This window comes from Sphingorhabdus sp., from assembly GCF_023910635.1.
In the GTDB taxonomy this organism is placed as follows: Bacteria; Pseudomonadota; Alphaproteobacteria; order Sphingomonadales; family Sphingomonadaceae; genus Sphingorhabdus_B.
Genome location: NZ_JAAVVZ010000002.1, coordinates 107,916 through 121,755, shown reverse-complemented (window position 1 = coordinate 121,755; position 13,840 = coordinate 107,916). Strand labels below are relative to the sequence as shown.

The window sequence follows — 13,840 nt, the reverse complement described above, 5'->3', positions numbered from 1 at the left end:
TGAAAAGAGGAATGAGCCATGGATTTCGATCTCAACGACAAGCAAACTTACTGGCGGGACCGGATCCGCGACCATAATGAACGCTTCTTGCGTCCACGCGTCGCCGATTATTATGCCGAGCAGGCAGTGGGCGACCGTTGGAAAGTGCTTCAAGTCGTTGAAGAGGAAAAGGCGCGCGCGAAGGCCGCTGGCCTTTGGAACTTGTTCATGCCGCCAACGTCGGGCCGCGTGCATGTCGACGACAGCGTGCATTTTGATGGCCCCGGCCTCACCAACATGGAATATGCATTGTGCGCCGAAGAAATGGGCCGCATCGGTTTTGCATCTGAAGTCTATAACTGTTCGGCGCCAGACACCGGCAATATGGAAGTGTTCTTGCGCTACGGCACGGCCGCACAAAAAGAAAAATGGATGATCCCGTTGATGAACGGCGAAATCCGTTCGGCGTTTTTGATGACGGAGCCAGCCGTTGCTTCGTCCGACGCGACCAACATCGAAACCTCGATCCGCCGTGAAGGCGACGAATATGTCCTTAATGGCGTGAAATGGTGGTCATCAGGCGCAGGCGACCCGCGTTGCAAGATCGCGATTGTCATGGGCAAGACTGATTTCGAAGCCAAGCGCCATGCGCAGCAGTCGATGGTATTGATGGAACTCGATTCCCCCGGTGTGAACATTCTGCGCCATCTGCCTGTATTCGGTTATGACGACGCGCCGCATGGTCATATGGAAATCGAATTGAAGGATGTCCGCATTCCGGCATCGAACATGTTGCTGGGCGAAGGTCGCGGGTTCGAAATCGCGCAAGGACGCCTTGGACCAGGCCGCATCCACCATTGCATGCGCACCATTGGAACTGCCGAAGAGGCGCTGGAGAAAATGTGCAAGCGCCTGCAATCGCGCGTCGCCTTTGGCAAGACCGTTGCCGAGCATAGCGTGTGGGAAGAACGTATTGCCCGTGCCCGGATCGACATCGAAATGACACGTCTGCTGTGCCTGAAGGCAGCGGATATGATGGACAAGGTCGGTAACAAGGCGGCAGCGGCTGAAATCGCGATGATCAAGGTGCAGGCCCCGAATATGGCGCTGAGCATCATCGATAATGCGATTCAAGCGCATGGCGGCGGCGGTGTGTCCGACGATTTCGGTCTCGCATCTGCTTGGGCGCATCAGCGCACCTTACGTCTGGCCGATGGTCCCGATGAAGTGCATGCCCGCGCGATTGCGCGTATGGAGCTTGGCAAGCATGGCGGCCGCGGCAAAGAAGGCCTATCGAGCGGTGACATGGGAGCAACCCGGTGAGAGCAGCAGTCCTGATCGAAGCGGGTAAGCCGCTTCAGATCGAGCAGATCAACATCGCCAATCCCGGGCCGCATGAGGTGCTGATCCGCACCGCGGCCTGCGGGCTGTGCCATAGCGACCTGCACTTTATCGAAGGCACATATCCGCATCCTTTGCCCGCGATCCCCGGGCATGAGGCGGCGGGCATTGTTGAGGCTGTGGGCAGCGAAGTGCGCACGGTTAAGGTCGGCGATGCCGTTGTTACGTGCCTGAGCGCGTTCTGCGGCCATTGCGAATATTGCGTTACTGGCCGGATGTCTTTGTGCCTTGGCGGCGACACACGGCGTAAAGCAGGCGAAGCACCACGCCTGACACGCCCCGATGGCAGCATCATGAACCAGATGCTGAACCTGTCCGCTTATGCCGAAATGATGCTGGTGCATGAACATGCTTGCGTGGCCATTCACCCCGACATGCCTTTGCCGCAAGCGTCCGTTATCGGCTGCGCAGTCACCACAGGTGCTGGCACCATTTTCAACGCATGCAAAGTCACACCCGGCGAAACCGTGGCCGTTATCGGCTGTGGCGGCGTTGGACTTGCGACTATCAATGCTGCGAAAATTGCTGGCGCTGGCCGCATCATTGCTGCTGATCCAATACCGGAAAAGCGGGCGCTTGCAATGAAGCTGGGTGCGACGGATGTTATCGACCCAATGGATGCTGACGCAGCCAAGCAGATTCAGGAGTTGACCAAGGGCGGCGTCGATCATGCGATTGAGGCTGTAGGTCGTCCTGCGTCGGGTGAGCTTGCCGTCAAGTCGCTCAAGCGCGGCGGGACAGCAACCATACTTGGTATGATGCCATTACAGCATTCGGTTGGCCTGTCGGCGATGGACCTGTTGTCCGGCAAGAAACTCCAAGGCGCGATCATGGGCGGCAACCGCTTCCCTGTTGATATTCCGCGTCTTGTGGATTTCTACATGCGTGGCCTTTTGGACCTCGATACCATCATTTCGGAGACCATTCCGCTGGAGCGGATCAACGAGGGCTTTGACCAGATGAAGCGCGGCGATTCGGCGCGTTCGGTCATCGTTTTTGACCAATGAGTTCCGCCCCAACCCCGATTGACGCGCAGACGGCCTTTACCGGCACCGTTGCGCCAAGCGGAGCGGACATCCTCGATGCCGATAAATTGGCGGCATGGATGTCGGATAATGTAGAAGGATTTGAAGGTCCGGTCGAGGTTCTGAAATTCGCAGGTGGGCAGTCAAACCCGACCTACCGGTTGAACGCCAAAAGCGGTTCCTACGTCCTACGCCGCAAGCCTTTCGGCGTTCTACTGCCCAGCGCACATGCCGTTGACCGCGAATATAAGGTCATTGCGGGCTTGTACCCAACGGGCTTTCCCGTCGCCAAACCCTTTGGCCTGTGCACCGACGACAGTGTCGCGGGTTCGATGTTCTACATCATGGATATGGTCGAAGGGCGCACTATCTGGGACGGTTCCATGCCGGGATCAAACCCGCCTGAACGTCGCGCCACTTATGAGGCGATGATCGACACCTTGGCAGCGTTGCACAATGTGGATGTTGAAGGTGCCGGTCTTTCCGACTTTGGCAAACCGGGCAATTATTTCGGGCGGCAGGTCGAACGTTGGACGAAGCAATATCGGCTCGCCGAAACCGACAATATGCCCGAAATGGAACGGCTGATTGAATGGCTGCCAAAGACGCTGCCGGAGCAGACGCGCACCAGCGTCGTCCATGGCGACTATCGCATCGACAATATGATCTTCGATGCCAAAGAAGCAAAGGTCGTCGCGGTGTTGGATTGGGAATTGTCGACCTTGGGCGACCCGCTGGCTGATTTCACCTATGTCGCAATGGCATGGGTGACGCAGAATGAAGGCCGGTCGGGCGTCATGGATTTGGACCGCGCGGGCTTAGGCATTCCCGAACTCGACGCGATGGTAGAGCGTTATTGCGCTGCCACGAACCGTGACGGCGTGCCCGATATGAACTGGTATTTTGCCTATAATTTCTTCCGGCTCGCCGGGATTATTCAGGGCATCAAAAAACGCGTGATAGACGGCACCGCAAGTTCGTCACATGCGCAAGCCATGGCCGAACGCGTGTTCCCGTTGGCGGAATCCGCATGGAAATTCGCGGAAAAGGCCGGGGCGTAGAAATAAGTTCCTCCCCATCGACTTGCGATGGGGAGGGGGACCATCCGCAGGATGGTGGAGGGGAATGAAACGTCGCCGCCCCTCCGTCATCCAAAGCTGCCGCTTTGGCTGCCACCTCCCCATCGCAAGTCGATAGGGAGGAATGAGTGAGAGGAATACAAATGTCTTTATTCGATATGACCGGTAAGGTCGCCATCATCACAGGGTCGTCGCGCGGCATCGGCCAGGCAATCGCCGAAGAAATGGCGGAGCATGGCGCAAAGGTTGTGATCTCCAGCCGCAATATCGATGATTGCGAAGCGGTGGCCGCTGGCATCAATGCCAAGCATACGGGCGCGGCAATTGCGGTGGCATCAAGCCTGTCGTCCAAGGAAAGCCTGCAAAACCTGGTTGATGAAGCGCACAAGGCATTTGGTAAGGTCGATGTTTTGGTCTGCAACGCGGCGTCGAACCCGCATTATGGCCCGATGGCGACCATCACCGACGAACAACTGCGCAAGACGCTCGATCACAACATCGTCTCGCAACATTGGCTGATCCAGATGGTCGTACCCGAAATGATCGAACGCAAATCGGGCTCCATCGTAATCGTGTCGTCCATTGGCGGCCTGCGCGGGTCGCCGATCTTGGGCGCTTATGCGATTACCAAGGCGGCGGATATCCAGATGACCAAGAATCTCGCGCGCGAATATGGACCGCACAATGTGCGCATTAACTCGATCGCGCCGGGACTGGTGAAGACCGATTTTGCCAAGGCACTGTGGGAGAATCCCGAAAATCTGAAAGCCTCCACCGCGGGCGCGGCATTGGGGCGTATTGGCGAGCCGCGCGAGATTGCAGGGGCAGCGGTCTATCTGGCCTCCGATGCTTCAACATTTATGACGGGTCAAACAATCGTGGTTGATGGGGGTGTAGTCGTATGACCCTTCGGCAGGCTCAGGGTGCATTAGAGGGCAAAGTCGCCATTATCACGGGCGCGGGTTCAGGCATTGGCCGTGCATCCGCCATCCGTTTTGCGGCAGAGGGTGCGAAGGTCGTTTTGGGCGACATGGCCGCATCGGTACATGACACCGCTGCGATGATCGGTGCCGCCGCGACCGCCGTCCAAATGGACGCAGGCGACGAAAGTGATGTCGCGGCTTTGGTCGCCAAGGCCATCACGCTCCACGGCCATCTTGATGTCGCCTTTGCAAACGCGGGTATCTCCGGCGGCATGGAGGGGATTTTCGACAACACCGTGGAAAATTTCACCAGCGTCTTGCGCGTCAACCTCATTGGCCCATGGCTGATGGTTAAGCATGCGGGCAAGGTCATGGCCGATGCAGGCAATGGCGGTTCGATCATCCTGACCGCAAGCGTTGCTGGCATTCGTTCGGGCGCAGGCGGGCCGCCTTATTCGGCGTCAAAGGCTGGCGTCATCAATCTGGCACAGGTCAGTGCGCAGCAATTGTCGGGCACCAATGTCCGCTGCAACGCGATTTGCCCTGGCCTTACCGAAACCGGCATGACCAAGCCGACATTTGATTATGCCCGTGAAAAGGGCGTGACTGAAAAAATCGGCCGCCTGAACCCGTTGCGCCGCGGCGCGCAGCCGGAGGAACTGGCCAATGTCGCATTGTTCCTCGCCAGCGACCAGGCCTCTTATGTCAACGGACAAGCCATCGCTGTTGACGGCGGGCTCTCCAGCTCGCACCCCGTAACGCGCCAATTAACAGGGCAAACCGCAGTATGAGCGCCGAAGATTTAGGTTTCCTGCCCGACCGCCTCGCGCGGATTCCCGCATTTATTCAGGCCAATTATCTCGACAACGGCAAATTGCCGTTTGCGTCGGTGCTGGTTGGCCGTGGCGACGATATCGCGTTGCAATGGAGCTCGGGCGTTGCCGAAGATGCTATTTTCCGGATCGCATCAATGACCAAGCCAATTACCTCGGTCGCGTTCATGCAGTTGGTAGAACAGGGCAAAATCGCGCTGACCGATCCGGTCGCCAAATATATCCCCGAATTTGCGAAATTGGGTGTGTTTGTGGGCGGCGGCGGCAATGTGCCATTTATGACGCGCGCACCATCCACCCAAATGCGGGTGGTTGACTTGCTGCGGCATACAGCCGGTTTCACCTATAGCTTTCAGGAACAAGGCAATGTCGATGCGGCCTATCGCAAGACCGAACTGGAAAGCTGGACCAAAAATACATCGCAAAGCGTGATTGACACACTCGCGCAAATCCCGCTGGAATTCGACCCAGGCACGCAGTGGAATTATTCGGTTGCCACCGACATAGTCGGCATATTGGTTGAACGGATCAGCGGGCGGTCATTGCCTGAATATTTCCAGACGCATATTTTCGCGCCCTTGGGCATGACCGATACATTCTTCCAAGTGCCCGCCGACAAGGCAGCGCGAATCCCCGAAGGCTTTGGCTTTGACCCCGAAGCGAAAATGAAGCTGATCGACAAAGCAGGGGCCGACAGCATGTGGGCCAAGGGCTGGTCATTCAATTCCGGCGGCGGCGGCCTAGCGTCGAGCGTTGCGGATTATCATCGGTTCTGCCGGATGCTGCTGAACGGCGGCGCGCTTGACGGCGCACAAATCTTGAGCCCCAAGACGATAGAATTGATGACCGCCAATCATATCCCCGGCGGTCAAGACCTGACGCAAATGTCGAAATCTTTGTTCAGTGAGGCCGAAATGGCCGGCATTGGCTTTGGCCTTGGCTTTGCCACGACCATCGACAGTGCCGCGACACTTGCGCCTTGTTCCAACGGCGATTTTTATTGGGGCGGCATGTATTCCACCGCGTTTTTCGTCGATCCGGTTGAGGACATCATCATGATTTTCATGACGCAATTGCTGCCATCGACCACCTACCCCGTGCGCCGCGAGATCAAGACGATGATTTATTCCGCGCTGGCGGCGTAGGTAGCGCCCTTAACCAATCCCTCGTCATCCTGAACTTGTTTCAGGATAACATGGGGCGGTTCGCTATCCTGAAACAAGTTCAGGATGACGAAAGTGGGGGAGCCCCCCCCCTAAACCGTCGCAATCTCGACCTGATTGATCGGCTCCGGCTTTGCCCTTGCCGCGATCAGGCTTCCGGCCACGATCAAGGCCGTGCCCAAAAGCACCGGCCATGTCACCGGCTCGGCAAAGAACAGCCAGCCGAAAAATGCCGCCCAGACAAAGGCGGTATATTCGACCGGAATCAAAATCTGTGCCTCCGCCCGGGCATAGGCCCAGCTCATCAGCAACAGTGAAATGACCGCCAGCGCCGCGGCACCGCCGATCATGGGCGCATCGGACATGCCGATCGGCTGCAAAAACCACGGCGCGACAAGGCCAAGCGTTGCCGCGACAAACAGATTCTGGAAAAAGGCGATTTCAATGGGCCCCGCGACCTGCGCCTGTCGCCGGGCGAGGATCAGATTATACGCAAACACCACCGCCGAAAACAACACCGCCGCAGCGCCCCAGAGATGCCCGCTGGTATAGTGTCCGCTCAACCGGCCAGCCATGATGATCACCACCCCGCCAAGCCCCGCCAGCGACGCCCAGATGGCGGAACGACCTATCGTCTCCCCCAGCATAACGGCGGCCAGATAGAGCGCGATGACCGGCGCGATGAAGCTAAGTCCAATGGCCTCGGCCAGCGGCAGTTGCGTCAGTGACCAGAAAAAACTGACCGCCATGACCGACACGATTATGCTGCGCCACAAATGCATTTTCAGGATATGTACAGGCGGCCATTTCTGCCGCGTTCCAACAAACAATAGCCCCATGAAAAACGCACCAAAGCAATTGCGCCACATGACGGCATTATAGGCACCCAGCGAAAGCGCCAGATCCTTCATCGCCGCGTCCATCAACGAAAATGTGGCGATGCCCGCCGCCGCCACCATGAACGGGATGAACGGGCGCGGATGCAGTTCAGCCATATTTACAGGCTATGTATGGCAAGGGTTTGGAGCGCTGCGCCATCGACGCGGTAGACGGTCCATTCGTCCATGGGTACGGCCCCCAACGCCTTGTAGAAATCAATCGCTGGCGTGTTCCAGTCGAGCACTGACCATTCAAGCCGCGCACAATCGCGTTCGACCGCCAGCGCGGCAAGCCTGCCCAGCAACGCCTTGCCAAGCCCCGACCCGCGCGCATCGGGACGGACAAACAAATCCTCCAGATAGATTCCGGGCCGTCCTTCGAAGGTCGAAAAATTGTGGAAGAATAAAGCAAAGCCCTGCGCCACGCCGTCAATCTCGCCAATCAACACCTCGGCATAAGGGCGCGGTCCAAACAGCTTTTGCGCCAATACCACCTCGTCAAAGCGCACGGAATGCGCAAGCTTTTCATATTCCGCAAGGTCGCGGATGAATTGCCCGATCAGCGAGATGTCTTCGGCGGTGGCGGAGCGGATGGATAGGGTCACAGAGCGCATTTAACATCGGTTTGTGAAAAATCATTGCCCTTAAACAACAATGGAGCATCCAGCGACTTTGCCAGCGCGTAGGCCATGCAATCGCCAAAGTTAAGAGCGGCTTTATGCTGTCCTTTGCCGAAACGCACGAACGCCTGACCAGCAACATCGGCAAATTTGGGAGTCCAGTCCACCACATTGATGTGATGAGCAGATATTAACGCGTCCGCATCAGCGATGCCAGATTCAGATATCCTGCCTTTACTCACCATCAAAAATTCAAACTTCGTTGGTGCGCCAATTATTGCGCGGTCAGCCTCAACAATTTTTGTGAAATATTCCATCCACCCGTCTTCATTGAGAAGAATGGCGACGAGCGCTGAAGTATCGACAACAATCAATGTGGCAGGCCATTCTCGTCATACATCCACGCGTCGACATCTGCATCAGACATCAACATGGGAAGTTTTGCCACGCGTTCCTGAATCTTCCGGACCGCTTCCATAATCGCGGCCGGGTCTTTCTTCAGCGGCGGCGTAATCGCCAATTCGTTGCGGACAGCAAGATCGACCGCGGACGTTACACCCACGCCCTTGCGGCGGGCAAGCTCGCGCACCAATTGTTCGGTTACGTCATTTTTTATGCTGAGGCCCATGATATCCCCTTTCTAGAATTTTATACAATATTTCTAGAAAACACTCAAGCCGCTTTTCCGTGCAGCGTATCCATGCTCACGCTGGTTCCCGCGTCAATCTCTGCGGCTTTGGCTTCGACCAGACGCACGATGTGGCTGATCATGTCGTTATCCTCGACATGATGGTCGGTGACGCCTGACAGATAGACCATATGCTTGCCATTGCCGCCGCCAGTTATGCCGATGTCGGTCTCGCGCGCTTCGCCGGGGCCATTGACGACGCAGCCGAGGACCGAGAGCGACATGGGTGTCTTGATATGGCCAAGCGCATCCTCAAGCTTTTGCACCGTGCGGATGACGTCAAAGCCTTGGCGGGCGCAGCTTGGGCAGCTTACGACGCGCACGCCGCGTGTGCGCAGGCCCAAGGCCTTCAGAATTTCATAGCCAACGCGCACTTCTTCTTCGGGTTCGGCAGACAGGCTGACGCGGATCGTATCGCCAATCCCTGCCCACAACAAATTGCCCATGCCGATGGATGATTTGACCGTGCCGCCAATCAACCCGCCCGCTTCGGTAATGCCCAAATGCAAGGGGCAGTCGACGGCGTCGGCCAAGCCCATATAGGCGGCAACCGCGAGGAAAACGTCCGATGCCTTCACCGCGACTTTAAATTCGTGGAAGTCATGGTCCTGCAGCAGCTTGATATGGTCAAGCGCGCTTTCAATCAGCGCCTCCGGGCAAGGCTCGCCATATTTTTCGAGCAAGTCTTTTTCCAAGCTGCCTGCGTTCACGCCGATCCGGATCGCGCAGCCATTGGCTTTGGCGGCGTTGACCACCTCCTTCACACGCTCGGACGAACCGATATTGCCGGGGTTGATCCGCAAGCATGCCGCGCCAGCGTCCGCCGCCTCCAGCGCGCGTTTGTAATGAAAATGAATGTCGGCGACGATGGGTACATTGGCCGCACGGACAATCTGTTTCAGCGCCGCCGTGCTCTCCACATCGGGGCAGGATACGCGAATGATATCGACGCCTGCATCCTCACACCGGCGGATCTGGTCGATCGTGGCCGCAGCATCGCTGGTTAGCGTATTGGTCATGGTTTGCACCGAGATCGGGGCATTGCCGCCGACAGGGACTTTACCGACCATGATCTGGCGGGACGGACGGCGCGCAATGTCGCGCCAAGGACGAATAGAAGACATGGACGTGATATAGGCGGCTTGGCATTTTCCCGCAATCATCATCCTGAACTGTTTTCAGGACAATGCGATACGCTCATCAGTCTAGAACACCGTGCCACGCCACTGCTTGCGCTGCAGCAATTTTGCCTATTTCGGCAAGCACGGCCTGATCAGAATCGCGGGTCTGTTCATATTTCCCGTCCGCTTCATAAAAGGCCGTCACAATGACCGGAGGCCGTGCGGGCGGCCAGAAAATGGCGACATCATTGGTCTTGTTATTGAAATATGCGCTGTTGGCGGTTCCGGTTTTATCGCCACTTTTCCAAGAAGCGGGGAGGCCGCCTCGGATCCGCTTCATACCCGTAGCGGTATCGACCATCCATTGGATCAACATATCACGCGAACTCGGCTGCAATATTCGGTCGTCTGTCAAAAGTCGCGCCATCATCCACGCAAATGCGCGCGGCGAAGTCGTATCGCGGACCTCGCCGGGCGGGACGTTGTTCACGTCCGGCTCGTACCGGTCAAGCCGCGTGACGTCATCGCCCCAACTACGGAAAATGCCGGTAATGGCGGCCGGCCCGCCCAGATGTTTCATCAGCAGATTGGCCGCCACATTATCGCTGGTCTTTTGCGCAGCTTCAGCCAAATCGATGATGCGCATCGCACCTTTTGCCAAATTCGGCCCTGTGACGGGGGCGTGTGGGACCATATCCGCTTGCGAATAAGGCAACACCGTATCCAGTTTCAGCCTGCCTTGATCCGCCTGTTGCAAAACCGCTGCGGCGAGCGCGAGCTTGAAGGTAGAGCACATGGCAAAGGCGTCATCATAATGATGCCCCATCATACGCCCCGATGCCGTGTCGAGCACCAACGCCCCTAGCCGTCCGCCAGCGCGCACCTCTAGCGCCGCCAACGCGGCATTGGCGGAAACGGAGGGGCGCACTTGCCGCGGCCCAGCGCAGCCGGCAATCGTCAACGCCGCAGCACCTGCCATGAGCCCGCGTCTATCAATATCCATCACCCGCCCTCCAATGTTTTCGCTAGTGGCACCAAATCGCAATGCATGCGCCTACTGCTTTGATTTACGCATGGATACAAACTAAGGCGCATTTATGAAACGCTTCCTTATTTCGCTCGTCCTCTTGTTCGCACCATTGGCACCTGCCCAGGCTTATTGGGAATATGGCCATGAAACGGTGGCGCACGTCGCCCAAGCCAATATGTCGCCCAAGGCGCGCGCGCATATGCAGCGCCTGTTGCGCGCGGCACCGATGCTTGGCACACCGAAATGTGCAATGCGCAATATCGCGGACGTCAGCGTTTGGGCGGATTGCATCAAGGGCGATCGTGTGCGCTGGGGCTATACCAACAGCTGGCATTACCAAAATGTCGACATCTGCAAGCCGTTCGACCTGAAAAGCGCCTGTGCCGACGGCAATTGCGTTTCAGCGCAAATTGACCGCAACTTTGCGCTGCTATCGAACAAGGCCCTGCCCGCGCATGTCCGGTTGGAGGCGCTTGCTTTCCTGATCCATTTTGTCGGCGACATCCATCAGCCATTACATGCTGGCGACCGAGCCGATCGCGGCGGCAATGACCTGAAGACCACTTATGGTGTGATGCCCGGCTATAATCTCCATGCGGTGTGGGACGGGCTTTTGGCCGACCGCGCGCTGTCAGCCGCACCCTTTATTGTCCGCGTATTTTCGCCAACCGAAAAAGCAGCGGTCGTGCAAGGCGACGTGCGCGGCTGGAGTGAAGAGAATTGGGCCGTGTCAAAAAACATTGCCTATCCGCGCGCGATGGATGGCGACCCTTGTGGCGCAAAGCCAACCTCTCCTGTTGTCATTGACGAAGCCGATGTCGCGGCCTCGCGCGCAGCATTGCGCCAACAGGTGGAACGTGGCGGCATCCGTTTGGCGCGGTTGTTGGACGGGGCTTTGGGCTAAGCGCCAAAATCTCCGGAAATCAACAAAAAAGGGGCGACGCAGATTATCGCCTGCGCAGACCCTGTTTAATGTCATCACAGCGGCTTATTCGCCGGTTGGAAATCCGCGCTTTTTCATGATAAATTTGACGTCGGGGTCACGACCACGGAACGCGCGATAGGCCTCGATCCGGTCGGTTTCATTACCAGTCGCCATCAGCATGGAGCGGAAACGCTCTGCCGTTTCCTTGTCCCAGACATCACCCTTTTCGGTGAAGGCGGCCCAAGTGTCGGCATCCATCGTTTCGGACCAAAGATAGCTGTAATAGCCCGCCGAATAGCTGTCGCTGGAAAACAGGTGGTTAAACTGCGGCAGGCGGTGCCGCATGACCATTTCCTTTGGCATGCCGATTTCTGCAAGCGTATCGCGTTCAAAGGCGGCGGGATCAGTCACAGGCGCGCTTCGGTTATGCAATTTCATATCCAATATTGCGCTCGACAGATATTCAACCGTGGAGAATCCTTGGTTGAACGTGTCACTTGCCCGGATTTTCTCGACCAAGGCGGCTGGAATGGGCTCTCCGGTCTTATAATGCTTGGCATATGTATTGAGAATATACGGCGTCAGCAGCCAATTTTCGTTCACTTGGCTTGGATATTCTACAAAATCGCGCGGTGTCCCGCCAAGGCCCGGCCAGGTGATGTCGGAGTTTAGATAATGGATGGCATGGCCAAATTCGTGGAACAAGGTTGATGCATCATCAATGCTGATCAACGTGGGCACGCCATCGGCACCCGGTACGAAATTGTTGTTGTTCGACGCCAGCACGATATTGTTCTTACCGCCCAGTTTATGCTGGCTGCGATAGGTGGTCATCCACGCGCCCGAACGCTTTCCTGCGCGTGCGAAGTTGTCGAGATAGAATAGGCCAATAACCTTGCCATCGCGCTTTACTTCAAACGTCCGCACCTTGGGTTCAAACACCGGAACCGTGCCCGTGTTCTCGGTGAAACTCATGCCGTACAGTCTGCCTGCGGCGTCAAACATCGCGGCGACCATATTATCCAATTGGAAATATGGCTTCACCGCTTCTTGATCGAGGTCATATTTCGCCTTGCGCACTTTCTCGGCGTAGAAACGATAATCCCACGGCGCGATCGTAATATTGTCCGCATTGGCAATCGCCTGCATATCCTCGACTTCTTCACGCACGCGCGCTGCCGCGGCGGGCCAAACCTTCATCATCAGCTCCATCGCCTTATTCGGGTCCTGCGCCATGGTATCGGCCATCCGGAAATGCGCATGGGTGGCAAAACCCAAAATTTCAGCGCGCTGCTGACGCAGTTTCAGGATTTCGGCGATGGTGGCGTTCGTGTCATTGGCATTCTTATTATCGCCGCGCTTGGTGAAAGCACGCCAGACTTTTTCGCGCAAATCGCGCCGCGTTGAATTTTCAAGGAATGGCTGTACCGCTGAACGGGTGTTGACGACGGCCCACCCGCTTTGGCCCTTCGCCTTGGCCGCAGCCTGCAATGACGCGACAAAACTTTCCGGTAGGCCAGCCAAATCGGCCTCCTGCGTCATCAGAATGAAGGTTTCCTCATCGGCAAGAACCTTGTCGGAAAAAGCGGAAAACTTGCTCGACAGGTCGGTCTCAATGCGGATGACTTGCGCTTTTTGTGCCGCATCAAGCATCGCGCCATTCCGGACCAAGCCGTCATAGGTCCGCTCCAACAACCGCATCTGTTGTGCATCGAGACCCAGATTGGCGCGCTGGTCATATACATATTTTACGCGCTGGAAATAACGCGCATCCAACGACAATTCGGAGAAGAACGCACTCAACTTCGGCTCCCACTCGGCCTGAATTTTGCGCACTTCAGGGCTGGACAAGTTAGACGAATGGACGCCCCATATGGAGAATAACCGGCCAATTTTTTCACCCGACAGCTCGCTGGCAGTGATCGTATTGTCAAAGCTAATGGCCTCGGGCTTTGCAAGCATGGCTTCAAATTCAGCCTTTGATGCATCCATCGCGGCTTGGAATGCAGCCGGAAATTGCGACACTTTAACCTGATCCCATGGTGGCACACCGTCATAAGAGCCAGTCCATTCCTGCAGCAAGGCGGGTTCATTCGCAGCCTGGCCAGCATTCATTTCTTTTGCTTGTGCAACCGCTGTCATTGATACTCCTGACAATAAAAGCGCCGCTGCGCT

Annotated in this window: 14 protein-coding genes; 7 read left to right on the top strand and 7 right to left on the bottom strand. The window is 56.8% G+C overall.

Translation table 11 applies throughout. From position 1 onward, the window contains the following. The first annotated feature begins 18 nt into the window (after positions 1-18). The 6 genes from HEQ34_RS01015 (at position 19) to HEQ34_RS00990 (ending at position 6,385) form a co-directional block, all read left to right on the top strand. Positions 19-1,302, top strand: coding sequence for an acyl-CoA dehydrogenase family protein (locus HEQ34_RS01015; protein WP_296196210.1), 1,284 nt, complete (start codon positions 19-21; stop codon positions 1,300-1,302). Further along, the gene (locus HEQ34_RS01010) at positions 1,299-2,387 is read left to right on the top strand and encodes a Zn-dependent alcohol dehydrogenase (protein ID WP_296196208.1); all 1,089 of its coding nucleotides are present in this window, start codon (positions 1,299-1,301) and stop codon (positions 2,385-2,387) included. The genes HEQ34_RS01015 and HEQ34_RS01010 overlap by 4 nt, the downstream gene beginning before the upstream one ends. Beyond that, entirely contained in the window at positions 2,384-3,466 is a 1,083-nt protein-coding gene (locus HEQ34_RS01005; protein WP_296196206.1) for a phosphotransferase family protein, read from the top strand. Before HEQ34_RS01010 ends, HEQ34_RS01005 begins: the two co-directional genes overlap by 4 nt. A gap of 161 nt (positions 3,467-3,627) precedes the next feature. Continuing rightward, positions 3,628-4,389, top strand: a complete 762-nt coding sequence (locus tag HEQ34_RS01000; RefSeq protein ID WP_296196203.1) for an SDR family NAD(P)-dependent oxidoreductase — start codon at positions 3,628-3,630, stop codon at positions 4,387-4,389. Then, a complete protein-coding gene (locus HEQ34_RS00995) occupies positions 4,386-5,198 on the top strand; it encodes an SDR family oxidoreductase (protein WP_296196199.1) in 813 nt (270 codons plus the stop codon). Before HEQ34_RS01000 ends, HEQ34_RS00995 begins: the two co-directional genes overlap by 4 nt. Further along, positions 5,195-6,385 (top strand): serine hydrolase, encoded by a 1,191-nt coding sequence (locus tag HEQ34_RS00990; RefSeq protein WP_296196195.1) that lies wholly within the window; start codon positions 5,195-5,197, stop codon positions 6,383-6,385. Before HEQ34_RS00995 ends, HEQ34_RS00990 begins: the two co-directional genes overlap by 4 nt. A gap of 110 nt (positions 6,386-6,495) precedes the next feature. Here HEQ34_RS00990 and HEQ34_RS00985 read toward each other — a convergent pair whose 3' ends face one another. The 6 genes from HEQ34_RS00985 to bla all read right to left on the bottom strand — a co-directional run bounded on the left by HEQ34_RS00985 (position 6,496) and on the right by bla (position 10,713). Continuing rightward, positions 6,496-7,398, bottom strand: a complete 903-nt coding sequence (locus HEQ34_RS00985) for a DMT family transporter (protein WP_296196192.1) — start codon at positions 7,396-7,398, stop codon at positions 6,496-6,498. A gap of 2 nt (positions 7,399-7,400) precedes the next feature. Then, positions 7,401-7,886, bottom strand: coding sequence for a GNAT family N-acetyltransferase (locus HEQ34_RS00980; protein WP_296196569.1), 486 nt, complete (start codon positions 7,884-7,886; stop codon positions 7,401-7,403). After that, entirely contained in the window at positions 7,883-8,275 is a 393-nt protein-coding gene (locus HEQ34_RS00975; RefSeq protein WP_296196191.1) for a type II toxin-antitoxin system VapC family toxin, read from the bottom strand. The genes HEQ34_RS00980 and HEQ34_RS00975 overlap by 4 nt, the downstream gene beginning before the upstream one ends. After that, complete coding sequence (locus HEQ34_RS00970; protein ID WP_296196187.1) at positions 8,272-8,529, bottom strand: type II toxin-antitoxin system VapB family antitoxin; 258 nt, start codon at positions 8,527-8,529, stop codon at positions 8,272-8,274. Before HEQ34_RS00970 ends, HEQ34_RS00975 begins: the two co-directional genes overlap by 4 nt. A 44-nt stretch (positions 8,530-8,573) precedes the next feature. Further along, positions 8,574-9,713, bottom strand: a complete 1,140-nt coding sequence (gene ispG, locus HEQ34_RS00965) for a flavodoxin-dependent (E)-4-hydroxy-3-methylbut-2-enyl-diphosphate synthase (RefSeq protein WP_296196566.1) — start codon at positions 9,711-9,713, stop codon at positions 8,574-8,576. A 76-nt stretch (positions 9,714-9,789) separates the two neighbouring features. Next, positions 9,790-10,713 carry a class A beta-lactamase gene (gene bla / locus HEQ34_RS00960; protein WP_296196185.1) on the bottom strand — a complete coding sequence of 308 codons (924 nt, stop codon included), beginning with the start codon at positions 10,711-10,713 and terminating at the stop codon, positions 9,790-9,792. Positions 10,714-10,807: 94 nt separating this feature from the next. Here bla and HEQ34_RS00955 point away from each other — a divergent pair, with 94 nt between their 5' ends. After that, a complete protein-coding gene (locus HEQ34_RS00955; protein WP_296196183.1) occupies positions 10,808-11,644 on the top strand; it encodes a S1/P1 nuclease in 837 nt (278 codons plus the stop codon). Between the two features lie 84 nt (positions 11,645-11,728). Here the strand turns inward: HEQ34_RS00955 and HEQ34_RS00950 are convergent, their stop codons facing one another. Beyond that, the gene (locus HEQ34_RS00950; protein WP_296196181.1) at positions 11,729-13,807 is read right to left on the bottom strand and encodes a M3 family metallopeptidase; all 2,079 of its coding nucleotides are present in this window, start codon (positions 13,805-13,807) and stop codon (positions 11,729-11,731) included. Between the last annotated feature and the right edge of the window lie 33 nt (positions 13,808-13,840).

Coding starts and splice junctions, on each gene's coding strand:
- HEQ34_RS01015 (WP_296196210.1), top strand. CDS start 19: ATGGATTTCGATCTCAACGACAAGCAAACTTACTGGCGGGACCGGATC.
- HEQ34_RS01005 (WP_296196206.1), top strand. CDS start 2,384: ATGAGTTCCGCCCCAACCCCGATTGACGCGCAGACGGCCTTTACCGGC.
- HEQ34_RS01000 (WP_296196203.1), top strand. CDS start 3,628: ATGTCTTTATTCGATATGACCGGTAAGGTCGCCATCATCACAGGGTCG.
- HEQ34_RS00995 (WP_296196199.1), top strand. CDS start 4,386: ATGACCCTTCGGCAGGCTCAGGGTGCATTAGAGGGCAAAGTCGCCATT.
- HEQ34_RS00990 (WP_296196195.1), top strand. CDS start 5,195: ATGAGCGCCGAAGATTTAGGTTTCCTGCCCGACCGCCTCGCGCGGATT.
- HEQ34_RS00985 (WP_296196192.1), bottom strand. CDS start 7,398: ATGGCTGAACTGCATCCGCGCCCGTTCATCCCGTTCATGGTGGCGGCG.
- HEQ34_RS00970 (WP_296196187.1), bottom strand. CDS start 8,529: ATGGGCCTCAGCATAAAAAATGACGTAACCGAACAATTGGTGCGCGAG.
- ispG (WP_296196566.1), bottom strand. CDS start 9,713: ATGTCTTCTATTCGTCCTTGGCGCGACATTGCGCGCCGTCCGTCCCGC.
- bla (WP_296196185.1), bottom strand. CDS start 10,713: ATGGATATTGATAGACGCGGGCTCATGGCAGGTGCTGCGGCGTTGACG.
- HEQ34_RS00955 (WP_296196183.1), top strand. CDS start 10,808: ATGAAACGCTTCCTTATTTCGCTCGTCCTCTTGTTCGCACCATTGGCA.
- HEQ34_RS00950 (WP_296196181.1), bottom strand. CDS start 13,807: ATGACAGCGGTTGCACAAGCAAAAGAAATGAATGCTGGCCAGGCTGCG.